At 66.1% G+C, this 17871-nt stretch carries 17 protein-coding genes; 1 reads left to right on the top strand and 16 read right to left on the bottom strand.

All coding sequences use genetic code 11. From position 1 onward, the window contains the following. Window positions 1-15: 15 nt before the first annotated feature. The 5 genes from QOL82_RS10765 to QOL82_RS10745 form a co-directional block, all read right to left on the bottom strand. Window positions 16-537: a GNAT family N-acetyltransferase gene (locus QOL82_RS10765; RefSeq protein WP_283442259.1), complete on the bottom strand. Its 522-nt coding sequence runs from the start codon at window positions 535-537 to the stop codon at window positions 16-18. A 392-nt stretch (window positions 538-929) separates the two neighbouring features. Further along, window positions 930-2366: an HDOD domain-containing protein gene (locus QOL82_RS10760; RefSeq protein ID WP_283442258.1), complete on the bottom strand. Its 1437-nt coding sequence runs from the start codon at window positions 2364-2366 to the stop codon at window positions 930-932. 19 nt (window positions 2367-2385) lie between these two features. Then, window positions 2386-4095, bottom strand: a complete 1710-nt coding sequence (locus tag QOL82_RS10755) for a putative bifunctional diguanylate cyclase/phosphodiesterase (RefSeq protein ID WP_430438465.1) — start codon at window positions 4093-4095, stop codon at window positions 2386-2388. Between the two features lie 153 nt (window positions 4096-4248). Then, window positions 4249-5253: an LLM class flavin-dependent oxidoreductase gene (locus QOL82_RS10750; RefSeq protein WP_283442257.1), complete on the bottom strand. Its 1005-nt coding sequence runs from the start codon at window positions 5251-5253 to the stop codon at window positions 4249-4251. A 130-nt stretch (window positions 5254-5383) separates the two neighbouring features. Continuing rightward, window positions 5384-5953: a hypothetical protein gene (locus QOL82_RS10745; protein WP_283442256.1), complete on the bottom strand. Its 570-nt coding sequence runs from the start codon at window positions 5951-5953 to the stop codon at window positions 5384-5386. A gap of 257 nt (window positions 5954-6210) precedes the next feature. Here QOL82_RS10745 and fnr point away from each other — a divergent pair, with 257 nt between their 5' ends. Then, window positions 6211-6981, top strand: coding sequence for a fumarate/nitrate reduction transcriptional regulator Fnr (fnr, locus tag QOL82_RS10740; RefSeq protein ID WP_283442255.1), 771 nt, complete (start codon window positions 6211-6213; stop codon window positions 6979-6981). 89 nt (window positions 6982-7070) lie between these two features. Here fnr and QOL82_RS10735 read toward each other — a convergent pair whose 3' ends face one another. The 11 genes from QOL82_RS10735 to hemN form a co-directional block, all read right to left on the bottom strand. Then, window positions 7071-7310, bottom strand: coding sequence for a hypothetical protein (locus tag QOL82_RS10735; RefSeq protein ID WP_283442254.1), 240 nt, complete (start codon window positions 7308-7310; stop codon window positions 7071-7073). Window positions 7311-7321: 11 nt separating this feature from the next. Further along, window positions 7322-7843 carry a FixH family protein gene (locus QOL82_RS10730; RefSeq protein ID WP_283442253.1) on the bottom strand — a complete coding sequence of 174 codons (522 nt, stop codon included), beginning with the start codon at window positions 7841-7843 and terminating at the stop codon, window positions 7322-7324. A 13-nt stretch (window positions 7844-7856) separates the two neighbouring features. Next, window positions 7857-9263 (bottom strand): cytochrome c oxidase accessory protein CcoG, encoded by a 1407-nt coding sequence (gene ccoG, locus QOL82_RS10725; RefSeq protein WP_283442252.1) that lies wholly within the window; start codon window positions 9261-9263, stop codon window positions 7857-7859. A 25-nt stretch (window positions 9264-9288) separates the two neighbouring features. Then, window positions 9289-10224 carry a cytochrome-c oxidase, cbb3-type subunit III gene (gene ccoP, locus QOL82_RS10720; protein ID WP_283442251.1) on the bottom strand — a complete coding sequence of 312 codons (936 nt, stop codon included), beginning with the start codon at window positions 10222-10224 and terminating at the stop codon, window positions 9289-9291. After that, window positions 10217-10417 carry a cbb3-type cytochrome oxidase subunit 3 gene (locus QOL82_RS10715; protein WP_283442250.1) on the bottom strand — a complete coding sequence of 67 codons (201 nt, stop codon included), beginning with the start codon at window positions 10415-10417 and terminating at the stop codon, window positions 10217-10219. Before QOL82_RS10715 ends, ccoP begins: the two co-directional genes overlap by 8 nt. 28 nt (window positions 10418-10445) lie before the next feature. Further along, the gene (gene ccoO, locus QOL82_RS10710; protein WP_283442249.1) at window positions 10446-11060 is read right to left on the bottom strand and encodes a cytochrome-c oxidase, cbb3-type subunit II; all 615 of its coding nucleotides are present in this window, start codon (window positions 11058-11060) and stop codon (window positions 10446-10448) included. Window positions 11061-11075: 15 nt separating this feature from the next. After that, window positions 11076-12503 (bottom strand): cytochrome-c oxidase, cbb3-type subunit I, encoded by a 1428-nt coding sequence (gene ccoN / locus QOL82_RS10705; RefSeq protein ID WP_283442248.1) that lies wholly within the window; start codon window positions 12501-12503, stop codon window positions 11076-11078. Between the two features lie 346 nt (window positions 12504-12849). Then, window positions 12850-13062: a cbb3-type cytochrome oxidase assembly protein CcoS gene (ccoS, locus tag QOL82_RS10700; protein WP_283442247.1), complete on the bottom strand. Its 213-nt coding sequence runs from the start codon at window positions 13060-13062 to the stop codon at window positions 12850-12852. 2 nt (window positions 13063-13064) lie between these two features. Continuing rightward, the gene (locus QOL82_RS10695) at window positions 13065-15530 is read right to left on the bottom strand and encodes a heavy metal translocating P-type ATPase (RefSeq protein WP_283442246.1); all 2466 of its coding nucleotides are present in this window, start codon (window positions 15528-15530) and stop codon (window positions 13065-13067) included. Continuing rightward, on the bottom strand, window positions 15527-16297 hold the full coding sequence (locus tag QOL82_RS10690) for a sulfite exporter TauE/SafE family protein (RefSeq protein ID WP_283442245.1): 771 nt from the start codon (window positions 16295-16297) through the stop codon (window positions 15527-15529). The genes QOL82_RS10695 and QOL82_RS10690 overlap by 4 nt, the downstream gene beginning before the upstream one ends. Before the next feature lie 7 nt (window positions 16298-16304). Further along, on the bottom strand, window positions 16305-17726 hold the full coding sequence (hemN, locus tag QOL82_RS10685) for an oxygen-independent coproporphyrinogen III oxidase (protein ID WP_283442244.1): 1422 nt from the start codon (window positions 17724-17726) through the stop codon (window positions 16305-16307). Between the last annotated feature and the right edge of the window lie 145 nt (window positions 17727-17871).

Raw genomic sequence — 17871 nt, 5'->3', positions numbered from 1 at the left:
GCGGGTCGCCCCTGCTCAGCCGTCGACCGGTTGCAGCGGCGTCGCGAGCGTGATCTGGTAGAAACCGACGTCCAGCCAGCGGCCGAACTTGAAGCCCGCCTGCCGCACCGTGCCGGCATGGGTGAAGCCCAGGGCGGCATGCAGCGCGATGCTGGCCTGGTTATCCATGTCGATGGCGCCGACCAGCACGTGATAGTCCTGCGCGCGCGCGGCGGCCAGCAAGGCCGACATCAGCGCCCTGCCGATGCCGCGGCCGCGATGCGCCTGGTGCACATAGACCGAATGCTCGACCGTGTACTTGTAGGCCGGGAAGGCGCGGAACGGGCCATAGCTGCCGAAGCCGGCCAGCGTGCCGTCGTCATTTTCGATGCCGATGACCGGGAAGCCTCCCTGCGCCTTGGCCGCGAACCATTCATCGATACGCTGGGACGTGCGGGGCTGGTATTCGTATAGCGCCGTGGAATGGAGAATGGCGTCGTTGAAGATGTCCAGGATGGCGTCGCCGTGGCGTTCGCGGGTGCAGTGCACAACTTGCATGGCATGTACGGATGGCTGAGGGAAGCACATTGTAACGGCGAAAAAAAACCCGGCGCGGGGCCGGGTAAGGTCGTCGCTTTGGGCAACCACTGGAGACAGTTCTTGCATGCAATCGCCGTGCCAGGCATCCGGGCCATTTCCCGCACCGTTTCGGGGAAAGCGCCGGCATCGTCGCGGGTCGGCACCAAAATGACGACCAAAAAAAACCCGCTGACCTTGCGGTAGCGGGTTAATCCATCCTTGGGAGGGTGGAGGAGACGGTTTAACTATAGTACAGCGCATGGTGCGGTGCAATAGGAAAATGCATTTTTCGAAGATTTTATTCAGATCTTCCTATGATGTCTTTTCAAACAGACAAAATGCGCTGCAACATAAACCGTCTCCCCGCCGCCTCAGTTCGATTGCCTGGCCATCGTCAGCGCGCGCAGCTCGTTGAGCGCGACGATCTCGCTCTGCTCCAGCGCCGCCGGCACCGTGTCATCCCAGTCGCCGTAGATGAAACCGACCGGGTGGCGGTTCACGGTCAGCGGCAGCACGATGAAGCTGCGCACCGCGGGGAACGCATCCTTCCACCAGCGCGGCAGCTTGGCGCGGAACGCCGGGTCGGACGCATCCTTGACGCAGACCATCTTGTCATTGGCCAGCGCGGCATGGAACACGTCCGGCTGGTAGGCGTCGCTGAACATCAGCCGCGGCGCCAGCACCTGGACATCGGCGCCGAAGCACATGCCGGCCACGTACTTGCCTTCCTTGCGATTGCGCAGGAAGGCCACCGCGCGGGTCAGCTTGAGATTCTGGAAGATGGTTTCCAGCGCCATCGTCATCAGCTGGCTGGTCGTGATGCTGGCGGCGACCTTGCGCATGTCGGCGACGCCGCGCACCAGCGCCGGGGTCGCGTCGACCCGCCCGATGTCTTCCGGCACGACGCTTGCCGCGGCGGCGGCCGTGCGCGTCAGCGCCGGGTCGTCGCGGGCCGCCTCGCGGGCCGCGCCCACCGCCTCGAGCACGGTGGCGCACTCCATCCCCAGCATGTCCGAATAGCCTTCGACGATGACGGCCAGCGCCTCGTCGCCGGCGCCGTCCTCGCAGATGGCGCGGGCGCAGGAGGACGACATGGTCGACAGCGCCGCCAGCCAGCCGGCGTGGTCGAGCGGCTCGCCAGCCTGCGGCATCACGTCATGCAGGCTTTCGATCAGGTCGCGCGGCAGGCCCCAGCGGCGCGCGATCAGGCGGCCGACATCGACCATGGTCATGCCGAGCACCTTCACCGCCGCCACCGCCTCGTCGACGCCCTCCTCGACCATCTTCGTGATCGCATCGAAATACTGCGGCAGGTAGAACACCACGACCATGCGGCCCAGTCCATGCAGCAGCGAGCAGACCACGGCCTCCTCGGCGTCGCGGGTGCTGGCCTGCGCCGTGACCTGGCGCGCGATGTGGCCGGCCAGCACCGCCTTCTCCATCTCGGTGCGCACGCCGGAGGACGTGGACGACACCGTGGCCAGGCTGTCCACCAGCTTCAGGCCCAGCGCAAGATGGCCGATGGACTCGGTGCCCAGCACCATGACCGCGCGTGAAACGGTATTGATCTCGCCAAACATCGCATACATCGCGCTGTTGGCCAGGCGCAGCACCCGATGCGTCAGCGCCGGGTCCGACAGCACGGTGCGGGTCATGCTGAACTCGCGCTCGTCCTCGCTCTGCATCGCGCCGACGATCTGGTCGACCACGTTGGAGAAGCCGGGCAGGTGCCCCTGTTCCTTGATCTGCTTCCACAGCATTTCCTGGGTCTTGCGGGAATCGCCCAGTTCTGGCGGCATGGCGGTCATGGTCTGCCTTTCTTCATCATCATGGCAGCGCCAGTTCGGCGGCGCCGGCCCTGAGCACGTCCATCGCATCGGCGAACATCATCGGGCGTCCGGTGTGGTAGCCCTGGACCAGGGTGCAGCCCTGCCTGACGAGGAACTGGAGCTGCTCCTCGTTCTCGACGCCCTCCGCCACCGTCGCCAGGTTCAGGTGCTGCGCCAGGCTCAGCACCACGTTGCAGATGGCCGCGTCCTTCACGGAACCCGGCAGGTCCTTGATGAACGCGCGGTCTATCTTCAGCGTGTTGATGGGGAAGCGCTTCAGATAGGCGAGCGATGAATAGCCGGTGCCGAAGTCGTCGATGGCGATGCGCACGCCGCGCGCGGCGATCTGCAGCAGCAAGGCTTCCGCATGCACCGGGTCGGACATCAGGATGCCTTCGGTGATCTCGAGCAGGAGCTGGCGGCCTTCCATGCCGGACAGCTTCAGCGCATCGTCCATCAGCGCCAGGAATTGGTCATTGCGGAACTGGCGCGGGCTGACGTTGACCGACACGTACAGCTCGCGGCCCGCCACTTCCTGCAGGCGCTTCAACTGCACGCAGGCGGCCTTGAGCACCCAGGCGCCGAGCAGGTTGATCAGCCCGTTGCTTTCCGCCATCTGGATGAACTGGCTCGGCGCGACCAGCCCGAGCTCAGGATGCATCCAGCGCATCAGCGCCTCGAAGCCGACGATCTCGCGGGTGCCCGAATGGACGATGGGCTGGTAATGGAGGAAGAACTCGCCATTGCGCACCGCCTCGAACATCGCCGCTTCCATCGACACGTCATGGTCGGGAGCGTTGAAGGTGACGCGGCTGTAGACGACGCAGCGGGCGCGGCCGGTTTCCTTGGCGCGCGACATCGCGGTGTCGGCATGCGCCAGCAGGCGCACTTCATTGTCGCCATGGTCCGGGTAGATCGCCGCGCCGACCGAGGCGCTCAGGTACAGCGTCTGCCCTTCCACCTCGAACGGAAGCTGGATCGCATTGATCATCCGCCGCGCGATCGGGTTGATCTCCGCATGGGTGGCGACGCCGGGCAGCACCGCCTTGAATTCGTCGCCGCTGACGCGGGCCAGCGTGTCATGGTCGCGCAGCGCCTTCTGCAGGCGCGCGGCCGCCTCGCGCAGCAGCATGTCGCCGGCGCCATAGCCGAGCGCGTCGTTGACCTTCTTGAACCCGTCCAGGTCCAGCGCCAGCACGGTGAAGCCGGCATTGGTCCGGCGCGCATTGGCGATCGCCATGCGCAGGCGGTCCGACAGCAGGGTGCGATTGGGCAGGCCGGTCAGCGCGTCATGGGTGGCCAGGTGCAACAGCCGTTCCTTGGTTTCCTGCTGGCCGGAGATGTTGCGGCCCACCGCCAGCAGCTCCAGCTGGCCGTCCGCGCCGGCATGCGCCGAGATTTCCAGCTCGAACCAGTGCAGCCCGGTGCTGGTATGGATGCGCACGTTGAACCGGTGGTAGAGCCCGGTGCTGATGACCTGCGCGACCGTCGCCGCAAGGCCGCTGCGGTCTGAATCGTCGACCAGGTCGTAGACCGGCATGCCGACCAGGCTGGCGCCGGAACCGATGATGCCGATCGCGCGCTGGCTGCTGTGGCGGATCTCTCCCTTGTCTCCGAGCCTGAAGACCAGGTCGCCAGCCGACTCCGTCAGCCGGGTCAGCTGGCTGCGCAGGTTTTGAATCAAGACATCATTTGGCATCGAAAACATGATCGGTCATTGTTGTTGGCTCATTTCCACGGATGCGCCCCTGCCAGCGGGCGAAAGCGCGGTACCGAAGGCCTGTTTTCTGGTCAGGCCTTCGAATTAATTTACGGCAGGAAACAAGGGAACTTTAACCGGAGTGATGCTTGATGGCAAGTTTCAGGAAAGCTGGAATGCCTTCGCCAGCAGCGCATACGAATGGCGGCGCGCCGCAGGATCGTAAGTCCATGTATTGACAACGATTTCGTCCAGGCCGAGCTGTGCGCCCAGTTGCCGCAGCCGGCTCGCGACCTCGTCGGCGGTGCCCACCATCGCGCTGCGCCGCAGTGCGGCGATGCGGGCCCGGTCAGCCTCGTCGTACACGGCCGCGGCCGCTTCCTCGGGAGACACCAGCGGCAGCCGCAGGCCGCGCTCGAAGCCGATGCGCCAGTGCTCGCGCGTCGTCAGCAGGCGGCGCGCTTCTTCCGTCGTGTCGGCGGCCAGCGCCCAGACGCAGATGGTCGCCTGCGGAAGCGGATGCCGCTCGCTGGGACGGTAAAGCGAGCGGTACAGCTCGAGCGCCTCCTCGACGCCCTGACCGTCGCTGAAAAAATAGGCATACGCATAAGGCAGCCCGAAATGCGCGGCCAGCTGCGCGCCGTAGTTGGAGCTGCCCAGGATCCAGATGTCCGGCCGCGTCGGCCCCTGCGGATGTGCACGGATGGCGGCGAACGGGTGTCCCGGCGCCAGCGGCATGCCGCTGACCCAGGCTTCGAGGTCCTGCACCTGCTGCGGGAAGCGCTCCGCGGCCTGGCCGGCATCCGGGTTGAGCGCATACGCGGTCAGCCGGTCGGAACCGGGGGCGCGGCCGACGCCGAGGTCGATGCGCCCGGGCGCGATGCCTTCGAGCACACGGAACTGTTCGGCCACCTTCAGCGCGGAATAGTGCGGCAGCATCACGCCGGCGCTGCCGACGCGGATGCGCGAGGTGGTGGCCGCGATGGCGGCCATCAGCACCTCGGGCGCGCTGCCGACGATGCTGCCGCTGTGATGGTGCTCGGATACCCAGTAACGGTGATAGCCCAGCGCATCGCAATGGCGCGCAAGCGCCAGCGAGTCGGCAATCGCATCGGTCTGCGCATGCCCGCTCACGGCGGTGGACTGGTCCAGGACGGAAAGTTTCATGGTGTCGGGAATGGCTGGCAAGCGGTGTGAAAGCGGCGGCCCAATGCAACAAGGCGCGTGCAATACGCGCCTTGTTGTCGGGTAAGAGTCGTTCGGCCCGGCGCTTCAGGGAAGCGCCGGAGCGGGACGATTACTTGCCTGGTGCCGGGCTGCCGGCGCCTGCGCCGCCGTTGGCCGGCATTGCAGCGCTGGTGCCCTGGGTCGATGCGTTGGCGCGTGCTGCCTTGCGCTCGGCTGCGCGTTGACGGCGAGCCTCGCGACGGGCCGCGCGCTGCTCTGCGGTCATCGGATTCGGGTTTTTCAGGTTAGGCTGCGACGAGGTGCCTGGGGTCGGCACTTCGATATTGCCGCGCGACATATTGCCGCTGGCATTGCGCTCTGCCTTGACTTCGGCGCGGCTCTTGCTGCTGCCCGACATGCCGGCGTTTGGCTTGTCCTGGAACTGGTTGACCTTGTCCGCGTTGGCGGCGCTGGCGCCGGACTTCACTTCTGCACGGCTGGTGCCGCTACCGGAAGTTGCAGCACCCGGCTTGTCCTGGAACTGGTTGACCTTGTCCGCGTTGGCGGCGCTGGCGCCTGCCCGGACTTCGGCGCGGGACGGGCTGGCGGATGGATCGGTTGCAGCAGGGGTCTGCGCGAAAGCCGATACCATTGCGGCCTGTGCGAGGGGAATAGCCAACAGCGTAAGCATTTTTTTCATTTTGGGCATCCAATCGTTGTGAGGGGGAGAAGCAAATGACATAACGATGTCATGAGGCAAACAATACGGCGCTTTAATGAAACTAACTGTACGCTGCCGTACATAGTTGGTGTTTTCGCAAATTTTAGTCCAGCACTTCCTATTTAAGTTCCCGGAGCTTTGCTAAACTGGGACGCGTGACTGCTCCAATCGCACGATCCATCCGCCTGGCATAGCGTGCCTGCCACCTATCACTCAGCCTGCGACAGCACACAATCATGATCCACTCCATCCAGCTCAACAGCGTGCCACAACCCGACCCGGAACTGAACGTCCATGCATTGAAAGCCAGTTGCTCGGCCTGCAGCATGCACCAGCTCTGCCTGCCCATGGGGCTGGACGACGACGACATGTCGCGCCTCGACGCCATCATAGGGCGGCGGCGCAAGATCCCGCGGGATGCCCACCTCTACCGGATGGGCGAGCATTTCACCAACCTGTACGCGATCCGGCTCGGGCATTTCAAGACCTTCCAGATCAATGTTGCCGGCGACCAGCAGATCACCGGCTTCCAGATGGCCGGCGAACTGCTGGGCATGGACGCGATCGGCACCGACCGCCACCATTGCTCGGCCATTGCGCTGGAGGACAGCGAAGTCTGCGAGATCCCGTTCAACCGCCTGCAGGACCTGTTCGGCCACATCCCCAACCTGCTGCATCATTTCCATCGGATGATGAGCCAGGAGATCACGCGCGAGCAAAGCGTGATGCTATTGCTGGGCAATATGCGCGCCGGCCAGCGCTTTGCCGCCTTCCTGGTCAATCTCGGCTCGCGCTATGCCGCCCGCGGCTATTCGTCGACATCCTTCCACCTGCGGATGTCGCGCGAGGAAATCGGCAACTACCTTGGCCTGACCATCGAAAGCATCAGCCGGCTGCTGTCCCGCTTCAAGAAAATGGAACTGCTGCAGGTCAATAACCGCGAGATCGTGATCCTCGACGCGCCGCGCCTGAAGGCCATCGCGGCCGGCACCGAGAAATGCGACTAGCCACGCGGCAGCGGTAAGGCCGCAGGCCCCTGCCGCATTCCCGGGTGGTGCAGCGTTGGCCATCGCGCGCTTGCCAGGCGGCTGCCACGCTACAGCGGCGGCTCCCGGTCGGCAGGCACATTGGCCAGGTAATAGCTCAGCATGCAGGCCAGCGCGCAGAACAGCCAGAACATCAGGAAGCCCAGCGTGTACGCTGCCAGCGGCTGCAGCGGCAGGTGCATGCCGCCCAGCTGGATGTCATTCGGGTCCAGCAGCGAAAAGAAGAATCCCTCCGCCAGCGCCGCCACCAGAAACGACGGCCAAAGTATCACCATTGCAATTCGTCGCATGCCCGTCTCCATCAGGGCTGGCTGGCCGACAGGGCCACGGCCGGCTGCTGCGGCCAGGGCCATACGCCGCTGACGCGCCAGCTGCGCTCCTGGTCTTCCAGGATGACCTGCCAGCGCGCCATGTCCAGCATCGGCAGCCTGGCCGAGACATTGCCGTCCGCATCGGCGAGCATCGGCAGCACGATGTCCTTCTCGGGCCGGGTCGAATGCACCAGCTTCAGCATCATCGCGCCCTGCACCGGCTTGCCGGCGCCGGAGATGCTGCCGAGCAGTCGGCCGGAGGCGGCATCGTAGCGCAGCGCGAACTGCAGCCCGAGGCTGACGGCGGCGCGCTCCCGGGTCAGATCGCGGTTGATCGCCTTGCCCTGGCGGTAATAGTCGCCAACCACCAGCGCATCCTGGCCGGAATAGGCAAGCCACATCGTATAGCTGCCGGCCAGCACGACCAGGAAGGGACCCAGCATGATCAGCCAGGGCCAGCGGTGCCTGTACCAGGGTGCGGGCGCCGGTTCGTTGAACTTTGTCGTTTGCATCTGCATTCCTCTTTCAGCGCGGCACGAAAAATACCGCTTCTTCCCTGACCTTCAGACCCGAACCGTCGGCCGCCTCGAGCGCAATATGGATGCGGTTCGATCCCTTCGCGCCCTGCCCGCCGTCCACCTGCACCCTTATCGGCACCGACCGCGTCTCCGTGCCCTGCAGCGTGACCTCATCGGCGCTGGCCAGCCTGACCGACGGCATGCCATCGACCAGGATGCGGTAGCGATGCGCGGTCTCGGAAGTGTTCATGATCTGCAGCCGGTACACGTTCTCGATCACGCCGCCATCGAGCTCGCGCCCCATCGCCCCGCGGTCGCGCAGCACGTCCATCTTGAGCGGCGTGCGCATGGCCAGCGACAGGCCGAACGCGGTGACGATGGCCAGCAGCACGCCCAGGTAGACCAGCACGCGCGGCCGCAGCGCGCGGCGGCGGATCTCGGCGCTGGACAGGCCCTGCTGCATCGCATGGTCGGTGCTGTAGCGGATCAGGCCGCGTTCATAACCGACCTTGTCCATCACGCTGTTGCAGGCGTCGACGCAGGCGGCGCAGCCTATGCACTCGTACTGCAGCCCGCGGCGGATGTCGATGCCCGTCGGGCAGACCTGCACGCACATCGTGCAGTCGATGCAGTCGCCCTGCTTCGGCTTTGCCGCCGCCGCCGCGCTCTTCGCGATGGCGCCGCGCGGCTCGCCGCGGGCCTGGTCGTAGGTGATGATCAGCGTGTCCTTGTCGAACATCGAGCTCTGGAAGCGGGCATACGGGCACATGTACTTGCATACCTGCTCGCGCATCCAGCCGGCATTGCCATAGGTGGCGAATGCATAGAACAGCACCCAGAACCATTCCCACGGACCCAGGCCCAGCGTCGCGACTTCATGCGCCAGCGTGCGCACCGGCGTGAAATAACCGACGAAGGTGAAGCCGGTCCATAGCGCCACGGCCAGCCAGGCCGCGTGCTTGGCGACCTTGCGGGCTGCCTTCGCAACCGATGCCGGCTGACGGTCCAGCCGCATGCGGGCGCTGCGGCTGCCCTCGATCTGCCGCTCTATCCACATGAAGATCTCGGTGTAGACCGTCTGCGGGCAGGCGAAGCCGCACCATACCCGGCCCGCGATCGCCGTCGCCAGGAACAGCAGGTAGGCGCAGATGATCAGCAGGGCTGCGAGATAGATGAAGTCCTGCGGCCAGAGCACGATGCCGAACAGATAGAACTTGCGGGCAACCAGGTCGAACAGCACGGCCTGGCGGCCATTCCAGCTAAGCCACGGCAAGCCGTAGAAAACGATCTGCGTCAGCCAGACGCAGGCCCAGCGGATGCTGGCATAGCGGCCCTGCACTTCGCGCGCGTAGATTTCCTCGCGCGCCGCATACATCTTGATGACCGCGACTTCCGGTGATGGCTGGGTGTTCATTGCTTCTTTCAGGCTGCTTCGGCTGTCAGTGCGGCGTGGCCGCCGGCATGTTGGACAGGCTCCATACATAGGCGGAGAGCACATGCACCTTGCCCTCGCCCAGGAAATCCTTGAAGGCCGGCATGACGTTGCTGCGGCCGCGGCGTATGGTTTCCATGATGGTGTCGGCGCTGCCGCCATAGAGCCAGATGCGGTCGCTCAGGTTGGGCGCGCCCATCATCGGGTTGCCCTTGCCATCGGCGCCGTGGCAGGCCGCGCAGTTGGCGACGAACTTGCCGCGTCCGAGCACCGACTTGATCGGGTCCGAGGTCGAGCCCGACAGGCTGAGCACGTACTGGGCCACGTTCTCGATGTCCTTCTCGGAGCCGACCGCGGCGCCCATCGGCGGCATCATGCCGTTGCGGCCGTTCAGGATCGTGGTCTTGATCACGTCGGGCTCGCCGCCATGCAGCCAGTCATGGTCGGTCAGGTTGGGAAAGCCCTTGCTGCCGCGCGCATCGGAGCCGTGGCATTGCGAGCAGTAGGTCAGGAACAGGCGTTCGCCCATGGCACGCGCCTGCGGGTCGGCCGCGACCGCCTTCAGGTCCTGCTGCTGGTACTTCGCGAACAGCGGGCCATAGTCGGCTTCGGCCTGCTTCAGTTCTTCCTGGTAGGCGCCGGCCGACTTCCATCCAAGGCTGCCGGCGTAATTGCCCAGGCCCGGGTAGAGCACCAGGTAGACCAGCCCGAAAACGATGGTGATATAGAACAGCCACATCCACCAGCGCGGCATCGGCGTGTTCAGCTCGGTCAGGTCCTCGTCCCACATGTGGCCGGTGGTCTGGGTCTGCGCCGATGCGCCCGGCTTGAGCACGACCTTGTGCTTGGACTGCGACCATAGCAGCACGCCGCAGCCCAGGATGCCGATCAGCGTCAGCACGACGATATAGATGTTCCAGAAGCCGTTGGTGAAGTCAGACATGGCGCTGCTCCTGCTGGGGTTCCGATGCCGCGCCGGCGAGCGCGTCGTCATCGGCGAACGGCAATTGTGCTGCCGCGGCGAAATCGCGGTCCTTGTGGCGGATGAAGGTCCACCAGAGTATGCCGACGAAGGTCAGGAAGCTGACGACAGTCATTGCGCTGCTGGCCTTGTCGAAGATTGCGGCGATATTCATGATCTTGTATGTCCGGAGAATGTTGGAATCAATTCCTGGCCTTGATATGGATGCCCAGTCCCTGCAGGTAGGCCACCAGCGCATCCTGCTCGGTCTTGCCGGCCAGGCTTTCCGGCGCTGCAGCGATTTCCTCGTCGGTATAGGGCACCGACAGCCGGCGCAGGGCCCGCATCTTCGGAATGACTTCCTGCGGGTCGAGCCTGGTCTTGGCCAGCCACGGATACCCCGGCATGTTGGACTCGGGCACCAGGTCGCGCGGATTGTCGAGGTGGGCGCGATGCCATTCATCGCTGTAGCGCCCGCCTACCCGCGCCAGGTCCGGGCCGGTGCGCTTGGAGCCCCACTGGAAGGGCCTGTCGTAGACCGACTCGCCGGCCACCGAGTAGTGGCCGTAGCGCTCGGTCTCGGCGCGGAACGGGCGGATCATCTGCGAGTGGCAGTTGTAGCAGCCTTCCCGCACGTAGATGTCGCGGCCCACCAGGCGCAGCGGGCTATAGGGCTTGAGGCCGGCGACCGGCTCCGTGGTCGAGCGCTGGAAAAACAGCGGAATGATCTCGACCGCGCCGCCGATGCTGATGACCAGCGTCACCAGCAGGATCAGCAGCCACGGGTTCTTTTCGATGGATTCATGTGAAAAATTCATTGCTTGCTCCGACTATCAGGCGTGTGCGGCGATGACCGCCGGGATACGTGCAGTGACCGGCTTGGCGCCGCGCACTGTCATGTAGGTGTTGTAGGCCATGAGCAGCATGCCGCTCAGGTACAGCAGGCCGCCTGTGAAGCGGATCACGTAGTACGGATACGTGGCCTTGACGCTTTCGACGAAACTGTAGGTCAGCGTGCCGTCGGCATTGACCGCGCGCCACATCAGGCCCTGCATCACGCCGGCGATCCACATCGAGGCGATGTACAGCACGATGCCGATGGTGGCGACCCAGAAATGCAGGTCGATCAGCCGCGTGCTCCACATCGCCTGCTTGCCGGACAGCCGCGGCAGCAGGTAATACAGCGAACCCATGGTGATGAAGCCGACCCAGCCGAGCGCGCCGCCATGGACATGGGCGATGCCCCAGTCGGTGTAGTGCGACAGCGAGTTGACGGTCTTGATCGACATCATCGGACCTTCGAAGGTCGACATGCCGTAGAACGACAGCGACACGATGAGGAACTTCAGGATCGGGTCGGAACGCAGCTTGTGCCAGGCGCCGGACAGCGTCATGACGCCATTGATCATGCCGCCCCACGACGGCGCCAGTAGGATCAGCGAGAACACCATGCCGATAGACTGGGTCCAGTCGGGCAGCGCGGTGTAATGCAGGTGATGCGGGCCGGCCCACATGTAGGTGAAGATCAGCGCCCAGAAGTGCACGATGGACAGCCGGTACGAGTACACCGGGCGCTCGGCCTGCTTGGGGATGAAGTAATACACCATGCCGAGGTAGCCGGCGGTCAGGATGAAGCCGACTGCGTTATGCCCGTACCACCACTGGATCATCGCGTCCTGCACGCCGGCATAGGCCGAATAGGACTTGGTCAGCGACGCTGGCATGCTGGCGCCGTTAATCACATGCAGCAGCGTGACGGCCAGGATGAACGCGCCGAAGAACCAGTTGGCCACATAGATATGCGCAACCTTGCGCTTGATGATGGTGCCGAAGAACACGACGGCGTATGCGATCCACACCACCGCGATCAGCAGCGTGATCGGCCATTCGAGTTCGGCATACTCCTTGCCGCGGGTGAGGCCCATGGGCAGCGTGATGGCCGCCGAGACCAGCACCAGCTGCCAGCCCCAGAACGTGAATGCGGCAAGCTTGTCCGAGAACAGTCTGACCTGGCAGGTGCGCTGCACGACGTAATACGACGTGGCGAACAGCCCGCAGATGCCGAACGCAAAGATCACGGCATTGGTATGCAGCGGCCGCAAGCGGCCATAGCTCAGCCAGGGGATATCGAAGTTGAAGGCTGGCCATGCCAGCTGGGCTGCGATGAACACGCCAACCAGCATGCCGATGACGCCCCACACCACGGTCGCGATCGCGAACTGCTTGACGATGCGGTAGTTATAGTTCAGTGCAGTGTCCACACTTACGCTCCAGAGAAAACAATTAATGTCGTTGATGGAGAGTAAGGTTCGGGGTCCCTAAAATCCTTGATGTGAGTCAAAAATGACCGGGTTGTGAACGCTGGATGAAACACCATGAAGGATTGATGAATGCATTGCGCAATCAATGCCTGACGTTTGTCTTCGGGGCTTGAAATGCGGGTCGCATCACAACATCGAAAGAGCAGTCATCGCGAAGGGTTTGCGACGAGCTGCGCCATGTGGGCAAGGCCTTGCATGCCGGAGCCATCGACCGGCCAGGCTCCTCATGCGGGCGCGATGCCGCATCAGGGACGCATACATGGGGGACACATGAAACCAGCCTGCGTCATTCGATGCGCGGCCCGTCGCGGCCTTGCCGCCGCCGAACGCCTGCCGCATCGTCGTTCTCGCCGCCGCCGTCATCGTCATCCTGCAGCACCCGCAACGCCGGCCCTTCCATGTCGTCGAACTGGCCGCTGTCCGACATCCTGAAGAACACCCATATCGCCGCGAACACGATCCCCACGCTCACCGGCACCAGCAGATAAAGCGCTTCCATCGCTATGCCCCCTTCGCAAGGCGCCGCAGCCGCAGCGCATTGCCTATGACCAGCATCGAACTGAGCGACATGCCCAGTCCGGACATCCACGGATTGAGCCACCCGACGGCCGCCGCCGGGATCGCCACTGCGTTGTACAGCGTCGCCCATGCCAGGTTCTGGCGCACCACCGCCATCGCCGCGGCGGCGCCCTCGGCCGCATCGGCCAGCGTCGATAGCCGTCCGGACAGCAGCACCGCATCCGCGCTGCTCTGCGCCAGCACCGCGCCGCCGCCCATCGCAAACGACACATCGGCAGCGCGCAGCACCGCGGCGTCGTTGATGCCGTCGCCGACCATCGCCACCACCGCGCCCTCCCGCTGCAATTCCTGCACATAGGCCAGCTTCATGTCGGGCAGCCGGCCGCCCAGCGCCACCGGTATTCCCAGCGTCCGCGCGACATCGTCGGCAACGGCCTGCTGGTCGCCGCTCAGCAATACCACCTGCTTGCCGGCCGCGATGAAGCGCGCGACGACATCGGCGGCGTCCTCGCGCAAGCCGTCGGCCAGGTCGAAGCGCGCCAGCACGCCGTCCTCGCTGCCCAGCCACACGGGGCTGCTGCCCGACGACGCCACGGGCTGCAGGAAACGGCCGCCGATGCCGGCCACGAAGCCGGCGCTGCCCAGCCGGTACAGCACGCCGTCGACCGTGCCCTCGATGCCTTCGCCCGCAACATGGCGGATGCCGGCTGCGCTGGCAGACGCTGGCCCAGGCCCGGCCGCGGCCAGCAGGGCCAGCGCCAGCGGATGCGCGCTGCCCGCTTCAAGCGCGGCGGCGACCCGCAGACATGGCGCGCGTTCGGCGCCGTTGTAGAACGCGATGTCGCGCAGCACCGGTTTGCCCATGGTCAGCGTGCCAGTCTTGTCGAACACGACATGGGTCGCGCGGTGCAGCGTCTCCAGCACATGCGGGCGCACGATCAGCACGCCGCGGCGCAGCAGCGCATCGGTGGCGGCGGCCAGCGCGCTGGGCGTGGCCAGCGACAATGCGCACGGGCAGGAAACCACCAGCACCGCAATCGCGATCGGCCACGCGCGCGCGGCGTCATGCCATTGCCAGAACAGGAACACCGCGACGGCCAGCAGCAGCAGGCCAGCCACGAACCAGGCGGCCACGCGGTCGGCCCACTGCGCCAGCGCGGGCTTGCCCAGGCCGGCGCCCTCGGCCATGCGCACCAGCGTGGCCAGCGTGCTGCCCGCCGCGCTGCGCACCACGCGCAGCAGCACCGGCTGGCCGGCATTGACCGCGCCGCCCGGCATGGCCTCGCCGGCCGCGCGGCGCTGCGGCGCGCTTTCGCCGGTCAGCAGCGACAGGTCCAGGCTGGTCTCGCCCTCCAGCAGCAGCGCGTCGGCGGCGATGGCCTCGCCCGGCCTTGCCAGGATCACGTCGCCCGGCATCAGGTCGGCCGCGGCAACGGTCGTGGCTTCGCGGCTTGCCGGATAGGCGTCGAGCCGCTGCGCCGATTCCGGCAGCCCATGCTGGAGCCGTTCCAGCGCGCAGGCCGCGCGCCGCCGCGCGGCAAGTTCCAGCATGCGGCTGCACAGCAGCAGGAAGATGAACATCGTGACCGAGTCGAAATAGACATCGCCGCTGCCGCGCACGGTGGCCGCCACGCTCGCGCCGAAAGCCGCCGCGATGCCCAGCGCGACCGGCACGTCCATGGTCAGCGCGCGCTGGCGCAGCGCGGCCCAGGCGCCGCGGAAGAAAGGCTGCGCCGAATAGCAGACCGCCGGCAACGTCAGCAGCAGGCTGGCCCATTGCATCAGCGCCGCCATGTCGGTCTCCAGCGTGCCGTCCGCGGCCAGGTAACCCGGCACCGCATACATCATCACCTGCATCATCGACAGCCCGGCGATGAACAGCTGGCGGCCCAGCGTCCTGCCGGCGCGGCGCAGCTGCGCCTCGTGCCGGGCCGGGTCGAACGGATAGCCGGCGTAGCCGATTTCACGCATCGCGCCGAGGACCGCGCTCAGCCGGCATTGCGCCGGGTCCCAGCGCACGAACAGCCGGCCGGTGCCGACATTCATGTCGGCCGCCACGACGCCGGCAAGCTGTCGCAGCCGACGCTCGATCAGCCAGACGCATGCCGCGCACCGCAGCCCGTCGACCGACAGCGTCGCTTCGAGCATGCCGTCGGCGGCGCGGTAATTGCGCGCCGCCTCCTCGTTGTCGTACAGCCTCAACTGCGGCGGCAGCACCGCGTCGCCGGCAGTGGCGGCATAGCCGTCGCGGTTGCGGTAATAGTCGGCGATGCCATGGTCGACGATGGCCTGGGCCACCGCCGCGCAGCCCGGGCAGCACATCGCGCGCCGGATGCCGTCGATCTCGACCTGCCAGTCGGCGCCGGCCGGCAGCGGCAGGCCGCAATGAAAGCAGTCCGCGCAATCAGGGTAGCGCGCGCGGTCTTCCGGCCTGGGCAGCGCGTTCACTGCGCAGTCCCCGGCGGCGTCAGGCACAGCGCGCCCAGCCAGCCGATGTCGATGCCGCCGCTGGCGCGCGCCAGGCCGAGCAGGCCGAAGGACAGCACCAGCAGGCCCGCCGCCAGCCTGACGCCGCGGCGCCGGGTCCATGCCTGCAGCAGGTTGCCGAACATGCCCATCGTGACCAGCGCCGGCAGCGTGCCCAGGCCGAAGGCCAGCATCACTGCCGCGCCGCCGGCGGCGGAGCCGCTCAGCATGGCCGACATCAGCATGCTGTAGACCATGCCGCACGGCAGCCAGCCCCACAGCGCGCCCAGCGCCAGCGCCTTGCCTGGCCGGTCGACCGGCAGCAGGCGCCGGGTCAGCGGCTGCAGCCGCGACCAGAGCAGCCGGCCGGCCGACTCCAGCCTGGCCAGCCCATGCCATGCGTTCATCAGGTAAAGGCCCAGCGCCACCAGCATCAGGTTGGCCAGCCAGTAGGCGGCGAACTGCAGCGGCACGGCGCCCGCCAGCTGGCGCGCGCCGCCGCCCAGCAGGCCGCCGGCCAGCGCGCCTGCCGCCATGTAGCTGCCGATGCGCCCGGTGTTGTACGCAAGCACGCGCGCCGCGCCGTCCAGCGCCATTGCCGGCGCAGCCGCGACGGCGATGGCGACCGGAAAGGCGCGCCGCGGGGCCGCCATCGAGAACGCGCCGACGATGCCGCCGCACATGCCCGCGCAATGCACGCTGCCGACCAGGCCGGCGGCGAAGAACGGGAACAGCGACAGTGCGTTCATCGCAGCCTCAGATGGTGCGCGAATAGCGCGGCCCGTCGGCGCGCTTTTCTTGCAGGTAGCGGTCGAACACCATGCAGATATTGCGGATCAGCAGCCGTCCGCGCGGCGTGACGGAAATCCATTCCGGGCTGATGGTGAGCAGGCCGTCCTGCTCCAGCCGCCGCAGCTGCGCCAGTTCGCGTTCGAAGTAGGCGGCGAAGGTGATCGGGTAAGCCTGCTCGACCGAGGGGATGGACAGCTCGAAATGGCACATCAGCCGCTGGATGATGAGCCTGCGCAGCACGTCGTCCATCGACAGCCAGATGCCGCGCGCGACCGGCAGCTCGTTGCGGTCGAGGTGGCTGTAATACGCATCCAGCGTCTTCACGTTCTGGCTGTAGGACGGACCGACCGCGCTGATGGCCGACACGCCGCAGGCCACCAGGTCGGCGTCGGCATGGGTCGAGTAACCCTGGAAGTTGCGGTGCAGCCGGCCCTGGCGCTGCGCGACCGCGAGCTCGTCGTCGGGCCGGGCGAAATGGTCCATGCCGACATAGACGTAACCGGCGCCGCACAGCCGCTCGATGCACAGCGACAGCATGCGCAGCTTTTCATCGGGCGAGGCCAGCGCCTCTTCGGCAATGCGCCGCTGCGGCTTGAACAAATGCGGCAGGTGCGCATAGTTGTAGACCGAGATCCGGTCGGGGCCGGCGGCGATCACCTTCTCCAGCGTCGCCGCCATGGTGCCGGCGGTCTGCAGCGGCAGGCCGTAGATCAGGTCGATGCTGACCGAGCGGAAGCCGGCGTCGCGCGCGGCGGCGATCACGGCCCGGGTCTCGGCTTCGGGCTGGACGCGGTTCACGGCTTTCTGCACGTCGGCGTCGAAGTCCTGCACGCCGAGGCTGATGCGGTTGAAGCCCTGTCGCCGCAGCGAATGGATGCGCGGCGCGTCCACCGTGCGCGGGTCGACCTCGATCGAGTACTCGCCGATGTCGTCGGGCGCGAGGCGGAAGCAGCGGCGCACGTGCGCCATCAGGTCTTCCATCTGCGCATCGGACAGGTAGGTCGGCGTGCCGCCGCCGAGATGCAGCTGTTCGACCTGGTTGATGCCGGCGAAGAGCTGCCCCTGCAACGCGATTTCGCGCTTCAGGTAGCCGAGGTAGGTCAGCGCCTTCTCCCGGCGCTTGGTGACGATCTTGTTGCAGGCGCAGTAATAGCAGACGGTGTCGCAGAACGGGATGTGCAGGTAGAGCGACAGTGGATGCATGCCGCCGCGGTTGCGCACGCCGGCCACGGCCTGCAGATAGTCGCCATAGCCGAATGCTTCGGAAAAACGGTCCGCGGTCGGATACGAGGTGTAGCGCGGACCGGACTGGCGGAGCCGCCGGATCAGCGCGGCATCGAATTCGACGACCGGCGTGGCGCACGCGGCGACTTGGGGGCCCAACATGATATCGATCTCCTGCAGCCCGGCTGGGCGCGAGTTGCGCCATCGATCCAGGCCGACGCAGTGTACGAACCGGGGTGCGGGATTTCCTTGATGTAAGTCAAAATGGCCGGACCGCCCCGCCGGCGGTGCCGTGCCGCGGCCGATG

The sequence above is a fragment of the Noviherbaspirillum suwonense genome, assembly GCF_900182955.1.
GTDB lineage: Bacteria > Pseudomonadota > Gammaproteobacteria > Burkholderiales > Burkholderiaceae_D > Noviherbaspirillum_A > Noviherbaspirillum_A suwonense.
This window is presented reverse-complemented; position numbering and strand designations above follow the sequence as displayed.

Bases quoted from the DNA above. Each gene is read 5' to 3' on its own strand.
- QOL82_RS10690 (WP_283442245.1), bottom strand. From the start codon at position 16,297: ATGAACGCACTGTCGCTGTTCCCGTTCTTCGCCGCCGGCCTGGTCGGC.
- QOL82_RS10715 (WP_283442250.1), bottom strand. From the start codon at position 10,417: ATGAATATCGCCGCAATCTTCGACAAGGCCAGCAGCGCAATGACTGTC.
- ccoS (WP_283442247.1), bottom strand. From the start codon at position 13,062: ATGGAAGCGCTTTATCTGCTGGTGCCGGTGAGCGTGGGGATCGTGTTC.
- QOL82_RS10765 (WP_283442259.1), bottom strand. From the start codon at position 537: ATGCAAGTTGTGCACTGCACCCGCGAACGCCACGGCGACGCCATCCTG.
- ccoP (WP_283442251.1), bottom strand. From the start codon at position 10,224: ATGTCTGACTTCACCAACGGCTTCTGGAACATCTATATCGTCGTGCTG.
- ccoG (WP_283442252.1), bottom strand. From the start codon at position 9,263: ATGAACACCCAGCCATCACCGGAAGTCGCGGTCATCAAGATGTATGCG.
- QOL82_RS10760 (WP_283442258.1), bottom strand. From the start codon at position 2,366: ATGACCGCCATGCCGCCAGAACTGGGCGATTCCCGCAAGACCCAGGAA.
- ccoO (WP_283442249.1), bottom strand. From the start codon at position 11,060: ATGAATTTTTCACATGAATCCATCGAAAAGAACCCGTGGCTGCTGATC.
- fnr (WP_283442255.1), top strand. From the start codon at position 6,211: ATGATCCACTCCATCCAGCTCAACAGCGTGCCACAACCCGACCCGGAA.
- QOL82_RS10735 (WP_283442254.1), bottom strand. From the start codon at position 7,310: ATGCGACGAATTGCAATGGTGATACTTTGGCCGTCGTTTCTGGTGGCG.
- QOL82_RS10730 (WP_283442253.1), bottom strand. From the start codon at position 7,843: ATGCAAACGACAAAGTTCAACGAACCGGCGCCCGCACCCTGGTACAGG.
- hemN (WP_283442244.1), bottom strand. From the start codon at position 17,726: ATGTTGGGCCCCCAAGTCGCCGCGTGCGCCACGCCGGTCGTCGAATTC.
- QOL82_RS10750 (WP_283442257.1), bottom strand. From the start codon at position 5,253: ATGAAACTTTCCGTCCTGGACCAGTCCACCGCCGTGAGCGGGCATGCG.
- QOL82_RS10755 (WP_430438465.1), bottom strand. From the start codon at position 4,095: ATGTTTTCGATGCCAAATGATGTCTTGATTCAAAACCTGCGCAGCCAG.
- QOL82_RS10745 (WP_283442256.1), bottom strand. From the start codon at position 5,953: ATGAAAAAAATGCTTACGCTGTTGGCTATTCCCCTCGCACAGGCCGCA.